Raw genomic sequence first — 19,000 nt, forward strand, 5'->3', positions numbered from 1 at the left:
TTACTCCATGCTATCCGAGCGTTTTTTTAAAAACGCTAGGCAGTGCTTATTGGGTATCGCGACCAATTGGTCGTGCTTGAAGTCGATCAGTTCACCGGGACCGAGTACCAGCAAGCCACCAGGGCGCAATTTATCTACAAACTGTGTGACGATGTCGCGGCGGCGCCAGCGACGAAAGTAAATCAGCAGGTTCTGACAATAGATGACATCCATATTCTGCAGTGGAGCTTGCTCGGTTTCGGTAACATTCAGTCGTGTGAAGCACACGCGCTGGCTGAGTTCGGGTTTTACCACCATGCTGTTGCCTTCGGCGGTAAAGTACCGTTGTTGCCAAGCGGCGCGCACGGGTTCCAGTTTGCGTGCGGTGTAAGTGCCCAGGCGTGCCTTCAAAACGGCGGGAGCGCTGATATCCGAACCGGTAACGCTGAAGTGGCGTTGATCGGGGTAGCGGCGTGCTAATTCAGCCATGATCATAGCTAAACTGTAGGCTTCCTCGCCCGTTGCACACCCTGCCGACCAAACCTGCACCGGGTCGTTAGAGCGCTGCCAGATGGCGCGCAGGTGCTCTGCCACCAACTCCATGGCGTGTGCGTCACGGAAGAAACGTGTTTCTTGAACCGTGAGCCGATCGACCAGTAAATACCACTCACTGCTAATGATGCTGTCATTGCTGACATGCTCGAAATAGCGCTGAAAGCCGGTAAAACCGGCTTCCTTCATGCGCTGGCGAATACTGGTCTCCAGAAAACTACGTCGTGCTGCGGTGACTTCCATACCCGTTCGCTCTTCCAGCAGCGCCCTCCATTGCGCAAACTGCTGGTCGTCAAAGGTAGTATCACTGGCCATGGGCCACTGCACTATGTTGCTGCTGGACATCGTACGCTTCATGGCTCCGGCCTTGTATCGGATCAGGCAGCACTGACGTTGTCGTCGGGTAATGCAATCAAGTCATCCAGATTGTCGGTATCGCGCTCTTCTGGCAGCTTAAAGCCTGCTACCGATGCACGCATATCGTTGGCCAGTTTGGCAAGGTTACCGATGCTCTTCGCCGTTGCCATGGTACCGGCTGACGTCTGCGTGGTGATTTCCTGGATAACGTTCATCGTATTGGAAATGTGACCCGCGGACGACGCCTGCTGACGAGCAGCGTTCGAGATGTTCTGGATCAAATCAGCCAAGCTGCGCGATACGTTCTCGATTTCTTCCAGTGCCACACCGGCGTCTTGTGCCAAGCGGGCCCCGCTGACCACCTCGGAGGTGGTCTGTTCCATCGAGATAACGGCTTCGTTGGTGTCCGACTGGATCGTTTTAACCAAGGCTTCAATCTGCTTCGTTGCCGCAGATGAACGTTCTGCCAAGCGCTGTACTTCGTCGGCTACTACCGCGAAGCCTCGGCCTGCGTCGCCGGCCATCGAGGCCTGAATCGCGGCGTTCAAAGACAGAATGTTGGTTTGGTCGGCGATGTCGTTGATCAAGGATACGATGTCACCGATTTCCTGTGACGATTCACCCAAGCGTTTAATACGCTTTGATGTTTCCTGAATCTGCTCACGGATGTTATCCATGCCGTTGATGGTCGCCTGTACCACGTCGGAACCTTTTTTGGCGATCGCTACCGATCGCTCTGCTACCGCAGACGACTCGGCGGCGTTGGCTGATACTTGGTCGATCGACACGGCCATTTCGTTCACCGCCGCTGACGCGCCAGCAATCTCTTGTGCCTGGTGCTCTGAGGCTTCCGCCAAGTGCATGGCCGTGGCCTGCGTTTCTTGGGCGGCCGAAGACACCTGTACCGCGGTCGCGTTGATAGCGCCTACCAGTTGACGCATTTGGTCGATGGCGAAGTTGATGGAGTCGGCGATGGCACCGGTGAAATCTTCAGTTACCGTGGCCTGAGTGGTCAAGTCACCGTCGGCGAGGTCTGCAAGTTCATCCAGCAGACGCAAGATGGCGTTCTGGTTCTGCTCGTTCTGTTCTTCTGTGCGCACCAAGTTACGTGCCTGAGCGCGGTAGATCTCCATGATCGACAAGATGATCAGGGCGGTCGCGGCTAAGGCCATGATGATGGCGAACTGTGGCTTAGCCAAACGGCTTTCCGGCAGCATTTCGATCTGGTCATTAATTTGGTTGGCACGATCCAGCAAGGCTTGCGAGTCGGCGAAGATTTGGTTCGCGGCTTCACGTACCTGGAATAATTCAGTTGAGGTTTGTAGCAGCTCGTCAACCGAGTTACTGACCCGGTCGAAGTCGATCATGATGTTATTCAGGTGCGACACTGCTTCCGGGTCTGAAATCTGCTGTAAGCTAAGGTCAGGATTGCCGTTGATCAGGCCGTCGAGAATTCGGCCGTACAGTTCAGCGTCACGGCTGAATGAGTTAGCGGCCAATACGGCAGCGTCGCCACCTACCAGTACGTTATTGATGTTTCGAATGATGCGCTCAGCCAGCCAGTTTTGCCGCTGCGCCACTGCTACCTGAGACGGATCGGATGTTTGATCCAGCATGATCTCAATGACGGCATCATTTTCGACCTGAATTACCGGAATTCGCTCCGACATGGTACGGGCCAAATTATGGATGTTCAGAATGGTTTGGCGCGACTCCAAGATTTGGTCGGCGTTAACCCGCACGCGCAGCCAAACACGTTCCAGCGGTTCAGGGTCGACCACATTGCGGTTGACGGGGGGTAAGCCAGTTTCCGGGCTGCCGGTCAGAATCGCATCCCAGCTGCGCTGAAATTGATCACGTGATTGCTGCAACAAGGCGAAAGCATCGTCTTTACCTGCGGCGGCTTCGGTGGCGTTTTTAGAAATTTCCTGCGACAGTACTTTTAAGTCACTGGCGTAGGCCAAGTATTCGCGATCGTTCGCTGCATCGTTGTTGATTAGGGTGATAAAACCCCCTACTGTGAACAGTAAGATCAGAGCCAGCGTCATGTAGACGGACAGGTTCCTGTTACTGGCGACAATAGACAGAATGCTGCCTTTGTTTGCTTTCATGTTGCGAACTCCCGTTCGTACCCCGGTTTATGGTTGTCAGCAGGGCGCCGTATTAGGCGGCGACCTGCATGAATTTTTGCTGGCTGATGAGCTTCTCCATGGAGAACAAATTCCAGCTTTCGTCGTTCCACTGGTACGCACCCGTGGTGTAATCTTCAAAGACGGTCGGCAAATCGACGGTGTCGTCTTGTCTGTTGTCCACATTGAAATGCTGCATGCCGATCACCTGATCGACACGCAAACCGAACAGCAAGTCGTCTAACTCGACGATCAATACGCGTCGGCTCTGACGGCTAGCCTCGGACTCCACACCCAAATAGCCGCAGAGATCCAACACGGGTACCAAGCGCCCGCGTACGTTGGCTACCCCGAGCACCCATGGTTGTACACCCGGTAATCGAGTAAAGGGTGGGGGGGTTAGGATTTCCGCCACTTGGTTCATTGGTGTTACCAATGAGCAGCCGGCAATGCGATAGGCAATGCCTGTCCATGTTTCGACAAAGGCTTCCTGTGCAGGCAGGCCAGAGGCCACCTTGCGGTAACGCTCGGTCAGTGTGAGCAGGGCCTGATATGGGGTCGTTGCTTGTGCCATAAGTCGCTGTGATATCTTGTGCGCTTGTCGCGGTCAGGCGGCGGCGCATTCTTATTATGCTGGACGGTATCAGCCGATTAAATCGGCGATGGTATTCAGCAGCGTTTGTTCTTCGACCGGTTTAACCAGGTAGCCACGAGCACCCTGACGCTTGCCCCAAACCTTATCGGTCTCCTGGTCCTTCGTAGTAACAATGACAACGGGAATGTGCGCAGTATCGTCACCTTTGGATAACTGGCGGGTCGCCTGAAAACCATTGAGACCGGGCATAACGATATCCATTAACACAATATCGGGCAGCTCTTTGCGCGCCATGGCTACGCCATCGGCGCCATTCTCTGCAGCAATCACATGATGACCATGCTTTTCCAACATGGTCCGGAAGGCGTAAGTCTCAGTCGGTGAGTCGTCCACAATCAGTATTTTTGCCATAGTATCTACTGCACCATTTCTTTAGCTGATATGTTCTCGGATAGCGCCCAGCAACTCTTCTTTGCCAAACGGTTTTGTTAAGTACTGGTCTGATCCTACAATTCGTCCTTTCGCCTTATCAAATAGGCCGTCCTTGCTGGACAGCATGATCACCGGCGTATGTTTAAAGGAGCTGTTATTTTTGATCAAAGCGCACGTTTGATAACCATCTAGGCGTGGCATCATGATGTCGACGAAGATAATATTCGGCTTTGAGTCGGCAATTTTGGCTAAGGCGTCGAAGCCATCGGTTGCGGTGATCACCTCACAACCTACTTTTTTCAGTAAGGTTTCGGCGGTGCGCCGGATGGTCTTGGAATCATCGATGACCATCACCTTCAGGTTTTCAAATGCGTTGTCCATACCAGACCCTATGGGTAATTTATTCTTATACTGCGCACAGCTTCCAGACGCGCACAGCGTAACTCTAATTCAACCAGCTGTTTTTACCATAGTTCACAGATCGGTGCCATAGGTGCAGGCGTTCGGAGTGACTGCATTTTGTTGTAAATCAGTTAGAATGAGATCAACGTCAAAACAAACGAAAAAAATTGAGGATTGGCTATGTCGTTGCGCGTTGCAGTTGTAATGGACCCCATAGAGCGCATTGCCTACAAAAAAGACAGTACGCTGGCCATGCTATGGGCAGCGGCCGATCGTGGCTGGTCTCTGTTTTATTTGGAGCAAAAAGACCTGTTTGTGGCTGATGGAGAGCCTAGGGGTTTGGTGCAAGCCCTGACCGTGCGTCGTGACCCACAAGACTATTACAGTCTTGGCGAACCTGAACAGGTGCCGTTAGCCAGCATGGATGCCATCTTGATGCGCAAGGACCCGCCGTTCGACAACGAATACATTTACAGTACCTATATTTTGGAAATGGCTGAACAGCGTGGCACTCTGGTGGTGAATCGACCGCAAGCATTGCGTGACTGCAACGAGAAGATGTATGCCACTTGGTTCCCACAGTTTTCGCCAGCGCATTTGGTTACACGCAGTGCGGATTTATTGCGCGCTTTTCACGCCGAACATGGCGACGTTATCTTTAAGCCGTTGGATGGCATGGGTGGCTCATCCATTTTCCGCTTAAAAGCCGACGATCCAAATGTCTCTGTGATCATTGAAACGCTGACGCTGGAAGGTAAAGAGTTGATCATGGCACAGAAATACTTGCCAGAGATCACAGAAGGCGACAAACGTATTTTACTGGTGGACGGTGAACCCGTACCCTATTGCTTGGCCCGCATTCCGAAGAGCGGTGAAACGCGCGGAAACTTGGCCGCCGGTGGTACTGGGCGCGCCCAGCCATTGAGTGAGCGCGACTGGGAAATCGCCCGCCATATTGGGCCAGTGGTCAAAGAGAAGGGCTTGCTGTTTGTGGGTCTTGATGTAATAGGTGAGTACCTGACAGAGGTGAACGTCACCAGCCCGACCTGCATCCGGGAAATCGATGCGGCCTATCAGACCGATATTGGCGGCTTGCTGATGGATGCCATCGCCCGCCATAAGGCCTAGAGAAAATGCTCCGAGAATTGATGATACCATGAGTACCAACATCACAGAGGCCCGCGTATCCGCATACGACCGCGTGTTGTTTACCGGTTTTATTGCCTTGGTATTGCACGCCTTTGTTATTCTGGGGATTACGTTCGACGTGACGCCATCGTCCAGCCCGCGCCCGACGATGGAAGTGACCCTGGCTTTGCAACCGGATAACCAGCGGCCGAACGACGATGCTGATTTTTTGGCGCAAGCCAGTCAGGAGGGTAGTGGTACCCTAGATGAGCGTGAGCGTATCACCACGGACCAGATGGCGGACTTTGACGACAACGTCGTACGCGAAGTCGAACCTGCACCGATGACCGCCTCGGCGCCCTTGGAGCCCCTCACGCAGCGCTTGATCGTCGCCTATGGCGAGGCCAGCTGGGGGTTGGCACCCTTGCCGGAGCCAGAAGATGTCATGATGGACGCGCCCGATATCGATATCACGCAAACTTCCAGTATGGATATAGCAACACTGCGCGCTATGCTGGATACTCGCCGTCAGAACTATGCCAATAGACCGCGTGTACGTACTCTGACGGCCGTATCCACGCGTGCGGCGTCCGAAGCCGCTTATGTGCAAGCTTGGCTGGAGAAGGTCGAGCGCTTGGGGAATGCTAATTATCCGCAGGCGGCACGAGCTCAGCGCCTGCGCGGTAATGTGCGCTTGCTGGTCAGTATTACGCCCAACGGTGATTTACATTCGATCAGCATGCTGGAAAGTTCGGGTCAAACTTTGCTCGATGATGCGGCGCGCCGCATTGTCTTGCAATCTGCCCCCTTTGAGCCTTTTACCGCCGAAATGCGCCAAGACTATGATCTGCTGGAGATCATTCGTACCTTCCGGTTCGAAGTCGACCAACCGCTGACCACGGGTTGACGTCAGGATGAATGAACTCAGTTTCTTGGTGTTCGATTTCGGCATCAAGCGCATGGGCGTTGCGGCCGGTCAGACGGTCACGGGTACTGCTCGGCCACTGGCTCCGATGGCGATGCAGAACGGCACACCGGACTGGGCGGCAATCGAAGCACTATTGGCTGAATGGAAGCCCGCAGGCGTGATCGTCGGCTTGCCGCTCAATATGGATGGTACCGCTAGCGATATGACGCGGCGAGCGGATAAGTTTCGCAAACGCGTGCATGGCCGCTTCGCCATACCCGCCTTGGCATGGGATGAACGCCTAACGTCGGATGCTATTAAGCGCGTTGAACGCGCCCGTGGGGTTTCTGACTTTGGCAAGCACTCGGTGGATAGCCAAGCCGCTGCGCTGATATTTCAGTCGTGGTTTGAGAGTTTGGACAGTTTGGAGCATTGGCCGAACCACACCATTGCCTTGCCAACGTAGGGCGCGCCCACTCAAAATGAAAAAGCACCCACCGCCTGAGTCGCCATTAAAGCTGACTCAATGGTGGGCCGTGTTGGCCGGCCAGCATCACACCAATGCCATCGAGCTGCGCAATCTGCTCTTCAACCCGTTTTAAAAACTCTGGGTAGTCCTCGTCCGGTACCGACTGCGCCAGCGGTATATTGGCTGTCATGGGGTTCACTGGCCGCCCATTGACGTGTAACTCAAAGTGCAAATGTGGTCCAGTTGACCGGCCTGTGTTGCCACTTAACGCGATGCGCTGCCCGCGCGTGACGGTCTGCCCGCGGTTCACCAACACACGGTCCAAATGCAGGTAACGGGTTTTGTATTGACCGCCGTGCTGTATTTCCACATAACGCCCGGCAAAGGGATGGTTGCCGACCCGTGTCACCACACCGTCGCCGGTGGTCAGCACAGGGGTGCCAATGGGCATCGCGAAGTCGGTGCCGTTGTGGGGGGCAATGCGCCCCGTCACTGGGTGCACGCGGCGTGGGTTGAATGATGAGCTGATGCGATACTGGCGAGACATAGGCAGGCGCATAAAAGCGCGCGCTAGGCTTTGCCCTTCGCTGTCGTAATAGCGCCCGTCACTGAATAGAAATGCGCTGTGTTCTTGGTTGCGCCGCTGAATGCGAGCGCTTTCGATGCGCGTTTGTCCAGTGGGCTCCCCATCGACGTACTGCACACTGCGTACCACTTGGAAGCGATCACCGGCTTGAATTGAACGAGCGAAGTCCAGCCGGTCCTGAAAAATCGAGGTCACCGTCGCGGTCTCGGCAATCGACAAGCCGGCGCGCTGTGCCGAGAGATAGAAGATACCGGCGATTTCTCCGCTGACCAATTCATTGTGCCATTCACCGTCGGTGATCAATTCTTCGTATTCAAACAGGGTGTCGTTGACCCGCCGATAGAGAATGCGGTTCCCCGCGTGAATGAATAATTCCATTTCCTCTAACGCCAGATTTTCGGGCGAAAAGCGCATCCACAGCGTTTGGCCGGGGCGAATGGTGTCCAACGCCAGTATGGCTTCATCGGCACCGAGAATTTGGTACATCACCGTCTGGCCGAGGCCAAGTCGATCAAAGATCGTGCTCAGTGTATCGCCACTCTGCACGGTATAACGCATTTCGGTCGGCCCGGGCAGACCCAGCGGAGGCTGCAAAGACAGGGCTTCTGGGGCCAGAATCATGGCCAGCTGATCTTCCGGTGGTTGCGCCGTGCCATCAGCCGAGCTCGGTGTGAAGAACGCCGCGACGGCAACCACGACGGCCAAAAAGAGAATGAGCACGAGATGTAGTCGAGGAACGGGGAGCGTATTTACTTTGGTCAACATTACGCAGGCTCCGTACAGTCGGCACACACACCCTGGGTGGCGATGGCGGGATGCAGCGCCGTCATGCCCATGCTGTGCAGGCGTTGTTGAATGATTTCAAGGGCGCTTTGCAGTTGGGCGTCCGGTGAAAGCGCGGTGATCCGGTGGCAGCGATTGCATTCGAATTGCGCTAAAGCGGATGGCCGGTGCAGGCAGAACCGGCGGGCGCGACTGGTAGTGGCTAATGAAGCCACCAATCCTGAACTGACCAGGCGCTCCAAGACACGATAAATGGTAACGCGATCGGGTGTGTTGGCGCCGAGTTTCGCCGTCAAGCGGGATGTTAGCTCATCGTGCGACAACGAGCTGTTGGTGCGTTGTAACTCTGCCAGTACTGCCTGCGCAGCGGGGGTGGCGCGCAGGCCTTGTGCTTTTAATTGTTGGGCCCAATTGGTCATGAACTCACGTCCCTGTTTATTCTGTTTAGCTATCTATGTGGCGGTTTTTAGCATAGGAAATGTGCTAATGCAATTATGTTGCAATTGTAAAGGCCTGCGCTAAAAAACTACGGTGTCCGGTTAGGTGGTTAAAAAAGCCCCGGCCACATCGTTATAGAACCACCAGCCGCGGTCGCTTAGGGCGTGGCGATCCGGCTGCATTAGGCCCTTACGGACAAGTTCACTGTGCATGGGTTCGAGGATTTGCTGACTCAGGCCTGTGCGGGACGAAAACAGCGCATGGTCGGTACCTTGCTTTAAGCGCAGCGCATTCAGCATGTATTCGAAAGGCAGATCACTGCGCTCGATTAATTGAGCTTTACGGCCAAAGTCTATGGCAGACAGGTAGTGTTCGGGCATGCGTGTGCGTTGGGTACGCCAGATACCATCTGGTCCGGTGATCTTGCCGTGCGCGCCTGCGCCAACGCCCAGATAGTCGCCAAAGGTCCAGTAGGTTTGGTTGTGCCGGCAGTCGTGGCCCGACTTGGCGTAGGCAGAAATTTCATACTGCACATAGCCGTGTTCAGCCAATACAGCCTGGCCCTCTATTTCAATTTCGGTCAGTGCGTCTTCGCTGGGCAGGGTCGGCTGTTGGCGGTAGAACACCGTATTGGGCTCGATGGTTAATTGGTACCAAGAGAGATGCCCAGGATCGAGTGCCAAAGCTTTGTGCAGGTCATCCAACGCGCCCGCCGGGGTTTGCTCGGGTAGGCCGTGCATCAGGTCGATGTTGATGCGCTGTACGTTGAGTTGCTGCAGTAAATCCCAGGCGCGATACACATCGTCGCCGTTATGAATACGTCCCAGCGCCGTTAACGCGTGATCGTTGAACGATTGTACGCCAAGTGAGAAGCGGTTTACGCCAGCGGTCACGTAGTCGGCAAAATACTGGCGCTCGACGGTGCCAGGGTTGGCTTCTAGGGTAATTTCGGCGTCGTCTTCTAGCTGGCCGCTGGCGCGCAATGCATCCAGAAAACGCGCTAATTCTCGGCCACTGATCAAGCTGGGTGTGCCGCCGCCAAAAAATACGCTGCTGATACGGCGTTCGGGTACGCGAGCCAGTTCAGCACTCAGGTCTCCGATCAGCTGGCTGACATAGGCGCTTTCAGGCAACTCACCGCTATGGGTGTGCGAGTTGAAGTCGCAGTAGGGGCATTTGCGCACGCACCACGGAAAATGCGCGTAAAGCGCCAGTGGAATGCTGGCTGGATTCAGCGGGCTCATGCTGGAGACGAAAGCCAATCCGACAACGCCGCGCGGAACAACGCACTGGCTTGGCCACGGTGGCTGAGTCGATTCTTGATATCTTGGGGTAACTCGGCGGCGCTGCAGTGATGTTCTGGGACATAAAAGATGGGATCGTAGCCAAACCCGCCGTCACCCTGTGGAACCGCTAGAATACGGCCTTCCCATGTGCCTTGGCAGATCAATGGCCGAGGGTCGTCACCGTGGCGCAGTAGCGCCAGTACACAGACAAAGCGCGCGGTGCGCTGTGCTTCTGGTACACCTTCTAACTCCGTGAGCACCTTGGCGATATGACCAGCATTATCACCATGAGTGCCACTGTAACGCGCAGAATAGATGCCGGGCGCGCCGTTGAGGAAGTCGACTTCTAAGCCGGAGTCATCGGCTAAGGCGGGCAAGCCGGTGATTCGTGCGGCGTGGCGCGCTTTCAAAATGGCGTTTTCGATGAAGGTCAAGCCGGTTTCCTCGGCATCACTGACGCGAAAATCGCTCTGTGGTTTTACTTCAATTTGCAGGTCCTGCAGCAGACCTTGGAACTCGCTTAATTTACCCGCGTTGCCACTGGCTAATACCAATTGGTTGCTCATGGTCGATCCTCACGGTAGACGGCTTGGCTGAAACGTAGGGCGTAGCTACGGCTATCGCCTTCCGGTTGGAAATTGAGCTGGAAGCGCAGAGTTTCACGGTGCGAGAAGCGAAACACCGCGATGTGGTAAATAGCTTGCCCTTCGGTAATGGTGCGGAATTCCAACGAAATGGGCTGGCCGACGAGGTTGAGAGATTGTCCACTCAGCGTCGCCGGGTGGGGCATGGCGGGTGTTTCGCGGCCATCCAATATAGAGATATTGATAAAGGCCATGTTGTTCGAGCGGGTAATGCCATTACGCGCGGCAATTTCAGGTTGTAGGGCGGTGGTGGGCAGCACGATGTAATGTGCCTCCCAAGGGCCGTGCACCTGACGTTGGCCGCTTTGGGCCAGTGCGCCGGACGACAAGCACGTCAGCAGTAGCGCCATGGTGCAGAGCGCATTACGAGTGGAAATAAACATCATGCGTTGTTCTCAATGTGGTAAATGGCCACCTCACCAAGGAAGTTGGGCATTAGGTTAATCAGTTTGCGCGACCGATGTTGGCTATCGACTACAGTACGCTGTTTTATGCGCACGTTCTGCTCGCGACACAGGTCTTCAAAGTCGCGCAGGGTGCACATATGAATATTGGGTGTGTCATACCAGCCATAGGGTAGGAGTTTAGACATCGGCATGCGACCTAAGAAGGTTAAATAACGTCGCGCGTTCCAAAAACCAAAATTCGGAATAGTGACTATGGCTTCGCGACCAATACGAAGCATTTCAGCAAGAGTACGGTGAGGAGCTTTCATCTGTTGTAAGGACTGCGACATGACAACAATATCAAAGCTGTGGTCCAGGAAATTGCCCAAGCCGGTATCTAGGTCTTTTTGTACAACGGGTACTCCTTGTTTGATACAGTCTAGTATTCGGTCTGTTTCAATTTCCACGCCTAAGCCGACAGTTCCGTGATGGTCACGCAAATGGGCCAGCAGTTCACCACTGCCACACCCTAAGTCTAGAACGCGAGCACCCTTCGGAATAGTCTCGGCAATCAGCTCTAAATCAATGCGCACCGCGGTTCTCCCGTTGAACATCATCAAAATTACGCGCTAAAAAAGCAGTTAATGCATTCACATAGGGCTTGATAGGGAAAAGAAAAGCATCATGCCCTTGCGGCGCGTCGACTTCGAGGTAAGTCACTTCTTTTTTCGAATGAATCAAGGCATTCACAATTTCTTCGCTGCGCGCCGGGGCAAAACGCCAGTCGGTGGAAAATGAAATCACCAGAAAACGGGCCGTGGCTTGTGCTAGACAACGCGCCAGGTCGCCATCGTGATCGGCCGCAGGATCAAAATAATCCAAGGCTTTGGTCATTAACAAGTAGGTATTAGCGTCGAAGTTCGCCGAAAACTGCTCACCTTGGTAGCGCAAGTAGCTTTCTACTTGAAAGTCCACATCGTAGTCAAAGCTCAGGGTGCCTTTGCGCAGGTCGCGGCCGAACTTATCACGCATGCTTTCGTCGGATAGATACGTAATGTGGCCCAGCATCCGCGCCAGTGACAACCCTTGCTTGGGGTAGGCGTTGTGTTCGATGTAGCGCCCTTCGTGGAAGTCTGGATCGTTGATGATGGCTTGGCGTGCCACCTCGTTAAAGCCGATGTTCTGAGCCGTGAGCTTGGGGGCCGAGGCGATGATGGCACAGGCGCGCACGCGCTCGGGGTAGTCGATGGACCAACGCAGTGCTTGCATGCCGCCCAAGCTACCGCCCACAACGGCCAGCCACGACGAAATACCCAAGGCATCAGCCAGCCGAGCTTGGCTTTTCACCCAATCGCGCACCGCGAAGACCGGGAAATCCGGCCCCCAGATCTTGCCGGTGGCCGGGTTGATGCTGGTGGGGCCAGTGCTACCGTGACAACCGCCTAGGTTATTCAGGCTGAGCACAAAATAGCGGTCGGTATCGATGGCTTTGCCGGGGCCGATACAATCGTTCCACCAGCCGGGCTTGGTGTCTTCGGCGCTGTGGTAGCCTGCCGCGTGGTGATGCCCGCTCAGGGCATGACAGATCAAGATGGCGTTCGACTTGTCGGCATTCAGGGTGCCGTAGGTTTCGTACACCAGCTCGTACTGCTCCAGTACACGTCCACTGCGCAAAGGCAACGGCTCATCAAATGTCATGCGTTGTGGGGTCACAATGCCCACACTGTTCGCCAGTTTCTCGTTCAATGTCGTTCCGTCAAATAGTGGCTATAAAGAGAGGAAACCCGGCTGGGCCTGTCACCCAGCCGACTCGTGGGTCGCGAAAAATAAGGTAGCCTTAGCCTCGCTTACAGCCCAACGAACAATATACGAATGTTGCCAATGGTGCTGGCGGCCACGCCAACCAACATCATCTTCACAATGTACAGCACCATAAAGGCCAAGATATAACTCAGATCAAGTACCCCTACTTGCAGGTTCAGCTTGCGGAAGGGGGCCACAAAGGGCTCAATCATCTGTGCTAAAAAGCCTAAAAGCGGGTTAGGTTGACCGCCCGCGAGCCAGCTGCCGATGGCGACAATGATCATCGACCAGCGCAGCACTTCGAGAATCAATCCCAAGGTGGCAAAGAGTGCGCCAACCAACAACGGACCTAAAAAGTCTGTTGGGTTGTTGTTGTACACCAGCCCCATCAACAAAGCCGCGAGAATGGCTTGCGCGGCCCAAATCACCACCAGTCCGGAAATATCGAACCCTGCCACGCCGGGCACGACACGACGTAATGGCCCCATGAACGGCTGCGAAATGCGAATGGTGGTATCGGCAATCGGGTTGCGCGGGTCGGGCCGCCCAAACTGCGCCAGAAAACGCGCCGATGTGGCGATCAAGACAATGGCAAATGCCGTCTTCAGAACCAGTACTAAAATCTCAGCCATGAAACGCTCCTAGGTGTCTTTAACTGCCAGCTCGCGAGCCAGCTCTTCACTGCGGCCAAAACAGGCCTGTACCGCATGTTCGACGATAGTATCCAAGCCTTCACGATCAAAGGTCATGATGGCCTGCTCAGTGGTGCCTTTGGGTGAACATACCTTCTGCCGCAGCAGCGCCGGGCTGTCCTCAGTTTCCGTCATCATACGCGCCGCGCCCAGCGCCGTACAGGTGGCGAGCTCATGCGCCTGCTGTTCGCTCAGCCCACGCGCTTGACCGGCCTTCATCAAGGCTTCCACAAAGCGATAAAAATACGCCGGGCCGCTGCCAGAAATCGCCGTGACCGTATGCATGTCTTCTTCGCGATCAACCCAGACGGTGCCGCCGACGGCCTTAAACATACGGGTCGTGAGTGCTTTCTGTTCCTCGGTCGTGCGCGCATTGGCGTACAGGCCGCTCATGCCGGCGCCGACCAGCGACGGCGTATTGGGCATACAGCGCACGACGGCGAGGTTGCCGCCCAGCCAATCCTCTAGGTCTTCGGCGCGGATTCCAGCCGCGACCGACACGACCAAAGGCTGACGGGCTTGTAGGTCGGCTTTCAGCGAGCGGCAAGTGGCTTGCATCATCTGCGGTTTGACCGCCAATACCACGACATCGGCTTGCGCGATGGCCGCAGCGTTGTCGGTGTGCACGTCAATGCCATAGGCCGCAGAGGCGCGCTGAGCGCTGTCTGCCGAGCGGGTGGTGCCGAAAACTTCGTGGCGCGAAAAGCCATTTTTTATCATGCCTGCGGCAATGGCGCCGGCCATGTTGCCTACACCAATAAAGGCGATACGGGGAGAATGGTTCATTGGGTCCCTTCTGCTTTGTTTGAATTGTCCGCCGATGCTTTGCCAGTCGACAGTTTGGCGGCTCGGTGACCGAAAATGCCCCGGCCGATACGAACGCAGGTACTACCATGTTGTACGGCTAACTCAAGGTCGTCACTCATGCCCATCGACAGGGTATCCACTGCCGGATAGAGCGTCTGCAGCCGTTCCAGCCAAGCTTGCATGCGTTGAAACTGTTGGGCTAGCGTGGCGGCGTCGAGGTCGAGCGCCGGAATGGTCATCAGGCCACGCAACTCTAGCCGTGGTAACGCCTGTACAGCCTCAGCCAAATCTAGAATTTCATCTTCGCGGACACCCGCTTTATCAGGGTCGGCACTGATATTGACCTGCAAACACACCTTCAGAGGTGGCAAGTCGTCCGGCCGTTGGTCATTCAAGCGTTGAGCGATCTTCAAGCGATCTATGGTATGCACCCAGTCAAAATGCGTCGCCACGGGACGCGTTTTGTTCGACTGCAAAGGCCCAATAAAATGCCAGGTTGCCGCGAGGTTCGGCAGCGATTGTATCTTCTCAATACCCTCCTGTACGTAGTTTTCACCAAATTCACGCGCACCGGCCTGCCAAGCCTCTTCCACGTCGTGGGCAGGAAACGTCTTGCTGACCGCCAAGACGCGTACATTTTCTGGTGATCGCCCGTATTGTTTCGCCACAGTGTCGACTTTTTCACGGACTGAACGCCAGCGCTCTGTTATGTTAGCCATAGTTGCTGTCTGCTACCTACTCGAAGAGCTCTGAATCCAGTATTCTAGCCTTCTCAAGTCGTCGGCAAAACCATTCATCCAGAGGATTAGCATGGATATTACAGAACTCTTAGCGTTCAGCGCCAAACAGAACGCATCTGACTTGCATTTGTCCGCCAATTTGCCACCCATGATTCGTGTCGATGGCGACGTTCGCCGCATTAATTTGCCCGCCATGCCGCACAAAGAAGTGCATGGTTTGATCTATGACATCATGAACGACAAGCAGCGCAAAGATTACGAGGAGTTTCTGGAGACCGACTTCTCCTTTGAGGTACCCGGTGTGGCGCGTTTTCGTGTTAACGCGTTCAATCACAACCGTGGCGCTGGCGCCGTATTCCGTACCATCCCCTCCAAGGTATTGACCATGGAAGATTTGGGCATGGGCGAGGTCTTCAAGGACATCGCCGCTGCTCCGCGTGGGCTTGTCTTGGTAACGGGCCCAACTGGCTCTGGTAAGTCAACCACCTTGGCGGCGATGATCAACCACATTAACGAACATCGCTATGAGCACGTGTTGACGGTGGAAGACCCCATCGAGTTCGTACACGAAAGCAAGCGCTGCCTAGTGAACCAGCGCGAAGTGGGGCGCGATACGTTGGGCTTCAACGAAGCTCTGCGATCGGCGCTGCGGGAAGACCCGGACATCATTCTGGTGGGTGAGATGCGAGACATTGAAACCATCCGTCTGGCGTTGACGGCGGCAGAAACCGGCCACGTGGTATTCGGCACGCTGCACACCACCTCAGCGGCCAAGACCATCGACCGTATCATCGACGTTTTTCCCGCCGAGGAAAAATCCATGGTTCGCTCAATGCTGTCAGAATCGTTACAAGCCGTCATATCGCAAACTCTGCTTAAACGTAAAGGCGGCGGGCGTGTGGCAGCCCACGAGATCATGCGCGGCACCTCGGCGATTCGAAACCTGATCCGCGAAGACAAGGTGGCGCAGATGTACAGCGCGATCCAAACCGGCGCGTCGCAAGGCATGATTACCATGGATCAGTCGTTACAAAATCTGGTTCAAAAGGGCATCATTACGTCAGAAGAAGCCCGTCATAAAGCCAAGTCACCGGAAAATTTCTAACGGAACACGATTATGGATTTCGAAGCCTTACTCCGCGTCATGGTCGATAAGGGTGCCTCCGACCTCTTTATTACCGCCGGTGTCGCGCCGAGCATCAAAGTGAACGGCCGTATTGTGCCGGTTACCAAGTCGCCACTGACGCCGGAGCAAACCCGAGAAATGGTGTTTGCGGTGATGACGGAAAAGCAACGACGAGAGTTCACTGAAACGCAAGAGTGTAACTTTGCCATCAGCGCACGCGGCATCGGCCGTTTCCGCGTCAGTGCCATGCATCAGCGCAACCTGGCGGCTATGGTGTTGCGGCGCATCGAAGTGAACATCCCGCAAATGGATGAGCTGCGCTTGCCTGAAGTCCTGAAACAGCTGGCCATGACCAAACGTGGCTTGGTGATCTTTGTGGGTGCAACGGGGGCGGGTAAATCGACTTCGCTGGCCGCCATGCTAGGACACCGCAATCGGCACTCGCGTGGCCACATCATCAGCATCGAAGACCCCATCGAATTTATCCATCAGCATGAGGGGTGTATTGTTACGCAGCGCGAAGTGGGGATCGACACCGACAGCTTTGAAATCGGCCTGAAGAACGCGCTGCGGCAGGCCCCGGACGTCATCATGATCGGTGAGGTGCGCTCCACCGAAACCATGAACTATGCGATTGCCTTTGCCGAAACCGGTCACCTGTGTTTAGCCACCATGCACGCCAACAACGCCAACCAAGCGTTGGACCGTATCATGCACTTCTTCCCGTCGGAAAAGCAGCGTCAGTTGTGGATGGATTTGTCGTTGAACTTACGCGCTATCGTCGCGCAGCAGCTGATCCCTACGCCGGACGGTAAAAGTCGGCGCGCCGTGGTCGAAGTCTTACTGAATACGCCGCTGGTGTCTGACCTTATTCGTAAAGGTGAAGTACATGCACTCAAAGATTTGATGGCAAAGAGTAATGATGTCGGGATGCAGACGTTTGATCAGGCATTGTTCGAGCTGTATTCGGCCGGTGAAATCACCTACGAAGATGCTCTGGCACACGCCGATTCGGCCAACGACTTACGTCTGATGATCAAGCTGGATCAGGAAGCAGACTCCGAACACCTACAAGGGCGGGCCGCTGGACTGACAATTCAGAGTGATGACCCCTATTGAGGCATATGACGAAGGCAGGTAAACCGCGGTGAATGGGAAGGCAAGTATAATCAAAGCAGCAGGTGTGGTGATTTGCTTGTTGTTTGGCGCAGCGCAGGCTCAGAGTGCTGGGTTGCGACAAGCAGCGGGTACGGACATGGGCTGGTGGGTCCAGGGGCATCCGAACGTTGTTTACGAACGCCGCCTGTCCGATCACTTTTCATGGGGGGCCGGAGTGGGCATCGATTTCACCCAAGACAACGAAGGCCTATTGTTAACCCCGTCGGTGCGTTTTTACCGCACCGGTGCGCTGCGTTCCGGATACATACTGCAAGTCGGCTCTCGCCTGCACAGCAACGAGCCTATTTTAGGTGAGCTCGGCGTCGGTCATGCGTTCTGGATTGACCGTGTGCACGCTACTCCGGTTGCCAAGATCCGCCACGATTTGTCGTGGCAGGTTGAGGTTAATTTGGGTGTGGGTTGGTACTGACGGATGGCGGAAGGGCGCAGCGTCATCCGTCGTACTGTGTGTTAAATTTTCCGTTATACCCGTTCGAACAGTAAATCCCACACGCCGTGGCCCAGTTTGTGGCCGCGTCGTTCAAACTTGGTTTCCGGCCGGAACGCCGGGCGTCCGGCAGTAAACTGACCTGTGCCTTGGGTGTTGTTGAAATCCGGCGCGGCGGTCATGACTTCCATCATGTGCTCGGCGTAGTTTTCCCAATCGGTCGCTAAATGCAACACTGCACCGGGCACCATCTTCTGCGCTAATAAGGCCACAAACTCAGGTTGTACAATGCGGCGCTTGTTGTGCTTCTTTTTGTGCCATGGGTCGGGAAAGAAAATCTGCACACCCGCCAAACTGCCATCCGGCACCTGCTTTTTCAGAATCTCTACCGCATCTTCTTTCATGACCTTTAGGTTGGTCGCGCCGGCTTCGTGGGCGCGGTTCATCAACCGGCCCACGCCGGGCAGGTGGACTTCGATGCCGATGAAGTTCTTGTCAGGTGAGGCCAGAGCCATGTCGAGTAACGAATCACCCATGCCAAAACCGATTTCCAACACCACGGGTGCAGGGCGGCCAAACAGCTGAGCGAAATCCAGCGGAGTGCCGTCGGCGTCGATGCCATACAGTGGCCACTGTTCATTTAGGGCTTTCTCTTGGCCGGGGGTCATGCGGCCTGTGCGCATCACAAAGCTACGAATGGTGCGCTTGAAGAGCGGTTCTTCAGGGTTCATATTGAATACTTTTTATCAGAAGGGTTAACCAGCCGCCGATCATGGTGAAGCCACCCAGCGGAGTAATAAAGGTCAGCCAACGCAGGTCGGTCAGTAACCACAGGTAAAGGCTGCCGCCGAACAAGACGCCGCCGGTCAGTAAAACAGCGGCAGGCCAGCGCCAGAAATGTGGGTGCGCCAGTGAGAGTACCAAGGCAGCGAGGACATGCCACACCAGATAGCGCGTGGCGGTTTCCCAGGTGGTCAGTTGTTCGACGCTCAGCACGTCGCGCAGTGCGTGGCCGCCCAAGGCGCCTAGGCCGATGGCCAGCATCCCAACGCCGCCACAGGCGATCAGTAGATGTCGTTGATTCACGCGGTGTATCTCTTGTTAGAAACGAAAAAGCCGCAGGTCGCTTGAAAGCGAATGCTGCGGCTCAGAA

General features: G+C 55.1%; 23 protein-coding genes. 6 read left to right on the forward strand and 17 right to left on the reverse strand.

Features of this window, described 5'->3' with window-relative positions; translation table 11 throughout:
- From NFC81_RS00275 to pilG, 5 genes are all read right to left on the reverse strand, one after another.
- Positions 1-888 carry a protein-glutamate O-methyltransferase CheR gene (locus NFC81_RS00275; protein ID WP_304995530.1) on the reverse strand — a complete coding sequence of 296 codons (888 nt, stop codon included), beginning with the start codon at positions 886-888 and terminating at the stop codon, positions 1-3.
- Between the two features lie 20 nt (positions 889-908).
- Positions 909-2,999, reverse strand: coding sequence for a methyl-accepting chemotaxis protein (locus NFC81_RS00280; protein ID WP_304995531.1), 2,091 nt, complete (start codon positions 2,997-2,999; stop codon positions 909-911).
- Between the two features lie 52 nt (positions 3,000-3,051).
- Positions 3,052-3,591 carry a chemotaxis protein CheW gene (locus NFC81_RS00285; RefSeq protein WP_304995532.1) on the reverse strand — a complete coding sequence of 180 codons (540 nt, stop codon included), beginning with the start codon at positions 3,589-3,591 and terminating at the stop codon, positions 3,052-3,054.
- Positions 3,592-3,660: 69 nt separating this feature from the next.
- Positions 3,661-4,023, reverse strand: coding sequence for a twitching motility response regulator PilH (gene pilH / locus NFC81_RS00290; RefSeq protein WP_304995533.1), 363 nt, complete (start codon positions 4,021-4,023; stop codon positions 3,661-3,663).
- A gap of 21 nt (positions 4,024-4,044) precedes the next feature.
- Positions 4,045-4,425, reverse strand: coding sequence for a twitching motility response regulator PilG (gene pilG / locus NFC81_RS00295; RefSeq protein WP_304995534.1), 381 nt, complete (start codon positions 4,423-4,425; stop codon positions 4,045-4,047).
- Between the two features lie 201 nt (positions 4,426-4,626).
- On the opposite strand from pilG, the gene gshB reads away from it, so the two are divergent.
- The 3 genes from gshB to ruvX are packed head-to-tail and all read left to right on the forward strand — an operon-like array spanning position 4,627 to position 6,947.
- Positions 4,627-5,574, forward strand: coding sequence for a glutathione synthase (gshB, locus tag NFC81_RS00300; protein ID WP_304995535.1), 948 nt, complete (start codon positions 4,627-4,629; stop codon positions 5,572-5,574).
- Positions 5,575-5,602: 28 nt separating this feature from the next.
- Complete coding sequence (locus NFC81_RS00305) at positions 5,603-6,481, forward strand: energy transducer TonB (RefSeq protein WP_304995536.1); 879 nt, start codon at positions 5,603-5,605, stop codon at positions 6,479-6,481.
- Positions 6,482-6,488: 7 nt separating this feature from the next.
- Complete coding sequence (gene ruvX, locus NFC81_RS00310) at positions 6,489-6,947, forward strand: Holliday junction resolvase RuvX (RefSeq protein ID WP_304995537.1); 459 nt, start codon at positions 6,489-6,491, stop codon at positions 6,945-6,947.
- Positions 6,948-6,993: 46 nt separating this feature from the next.
- Here the strand turns inward: ruvX and NFC81_RS00315 are convergent, their stop codons facing one another.
- The 10 genes from NFC81_RS00315 to NFC81_RS00360 form a co-directional block, all read right to left on the reverse strand.
- Positions 6,994-8,301, reverse strand: a complete 1,308-nt coding sequence (locus tag NFC81_RS00315) for a peptidoglycan DD-metalloendopeptidase family protein (protein WP_304995538.1) — start codon at positions 8,299-8,301, stop codon at positions 6,994-6,996.
- Positions 8,301-8,738, reverse strand: coding sequence for a transcriptional repressor (locus tag NFC81_RS00320; RefSeq protein ID WP_304995539.1), 438 nt, complete (start codon positions 8,736-8,738; stop codon positions 8,301-8,303). Before NFC81_RS00320 ends, NFC81_RS00315 begins: the two co-directional genes overlap by 1 nt.
- Positions 8,739-8,858: 120 nt before the next feature.
- A complete protein-coding gene (gene hemW / locus NFC81_RS00325) occupies positions 8,859-10,001 on the reverse strand; it encodes a radical SAM family heme chaperone HemW (protein WP_304995540.1) in 1,143 nt (380 codons plus the stop codon).
- On the reverse strand, positions 9,998-10,609 hold the full coding sequence (gene rdgB / locus NFC81_RS00330; protein WP_304995541.1) for an RdgB/HAM1 family non-canonical purine NTP pyrophosphatase: 612 nt from the start codon (positions 10,607-10,609) through the stop codon (positions 9,998-10,000). The genes hemW and rdgB overlap by 4 nt, the downstream gene beginning before the upstream one ends.
- Positions 10,606-11,073: a DUF4426 domain-containing protein gene (locus tag NFC81_RS00335; RefSeq protein WP_304995542.1), complete on the reverse strand. Its 468-nt coding sequence runs from the start codon at positions 11,071-11,073 to the stop codon at positions 10,606-10,608. The genes rdgB and NFC81_RS00335 overlap by 4 nt, the downstream gene beginning before the upstream one ends.
- Complete coding sequence (gene metW, locus NFC81_RS00340; RefSeq protein ID WP_304995543.1) at positions 11,070-11,666, reverse strand: methionine biosynthesis protein MetW; 597 nt, start codon at positions 11,664-11,666, stop codon at positions 11,070-11,072. The genes NFC81_RS00335 and metW overlap by 4 nt, the downstream gene beginning before the upstream one ends.
- Entirely contained in the window at positions 11,656-12,771 is a 1,116-nt protein-coding gene (locus NFC81_RS00345; RefSeq protein ID WP_370529917.1) for a homoserine O-acetyltransferase, read from the reverse strand. Before NFC81_RS00345 ends, metW begins: the two co-directional genes overlap by 11 nt.
- A 149-nt stretch (positions 12,772-12,920) precedes the next feature.
- Complete coding sequence (locus NFC81_RS00350; protein WP_304995545.1) at positions 12,921-13,508, reverse strand: YggT family protein; 588 nt, start codon at positions 13,506-13,508, stop codon at positions 12,921-12,923.
- A gap of 9 nt (positions 13,509-13,517) precedes the next feature.
- Positions 13,518-14,354 carry a pyrroline-5-carboxylate reductase gene (gene proC, locus NFC81_RS00355; RefSeq protein ID WP_304995546.1) on the reverse strand — a complete coding sequence of 279 codons (837 nt, stop codon included), beginning with the start codon at positions 14,352-14,354 and terminating at the stop codon, positions 13,518-13,520.
- The gene (locus tag NFC81_RS00360) at positions 14,351-15,094 is read right to left on the reverse strand and encodes a YggS family pyridoxal phosphate-dependent enzyme (RefSeq protein ID WP_304995547.1); all 744 of its coding nucleotides are present in this window, start codon (positions 15,092-15,094) and stop codon (positions 14,351-14,353) included. Before NFC81_RS00360 ends, proC begins: the two co-directional genes overlap by 4 nt.
- A gap of 91 nt (positions 15,095-15,185) precedes the next feature.
- On the opposite strand from NFC81_RS00360, the gene NFC81_RS00365 reads away from it, so the two are divergent.
- The 3 genes from NFC81_RS00365 (at position 15,186) to NFC81_RS00375 (ending at position 17,829) form a co-directional block, all read left to right on the forward strand.
- Complete coding sequence (locus NFC81_RS00365) at positions 15,186-16,220, forward strand: type IV pilus twitching motility protein PilT (RefSeq protein ID WP_304995548.1); 1,035 nt, start codon at positions 15,186-15,188, stop codon at positions 16,218-16,220.
- Between the two features lie 12 nt (positions 16,221-16,232).
- Positions 16,233-17,360 (forward strand): PilT/PilU family type 4a pilus ATPase, encoded by a 1,128-nt coding sequence (locus tag NFC81_RS00370; RefSeq protein ID WP_304995549.1) that lies wholly within the window; start codon positions 16,233-16,235, stop codon positions 17,358-17,360.
- 76 nt (positions 17,361-17,436) lie between these two features.
- On the forward strand, positions 17,437-17,829 hold the full coding sequence (locus NFC81_RS00375) for a hypothetical protein (protein WP_304995550.1): 393 nt from the start codon (positions 17,437-17,439) through the stop codon (positions 17,827-17,829).
- 53 nt (positions 17,830-17,882) lie between these two features.
- On the opposite strand, the gene trmB is transcribed toward NFC81_RS00375, so the two are convergent.
- On the reverse strand, positions 17,883-18,578 hold the full coding sequence (gene trmB, locus NFC81_RS00380; RefSeq protein ID WP_304995551.1) for a tRNA (guanosine(46)-N7)-methyltransferase TrmB: 696 nt from the start codon (positions 18,576-18,578) through the stop codon (positions 17,883-17,885).
- Positions 18,568-18,933, reverse strand: a complete 366-nt coding sequence (locus NFC81_RS00385; RefSeq protein ID WP_304995552.1) for a DUF423 domain-containing protein — start codon at positions 18,931-18,933, stop codon at positions 18,568-18,570. Before NFC81_RS00385 ends, trmB begins: the two co-directional genes overlap by 11 nt.
- Between the last annotated feature and the right edge of the window lie 67 nt (positions 18,934-19,000).

It is taken from the genome of Salinispirillum sp. LH 10-3-1, assembly GCF_030643825.1.
GTDB lineage: Bacteria > Pseudomonadota > Gammaproteobacteria > Pseudomonadales > Natronospirillaceae > Salinispirillum.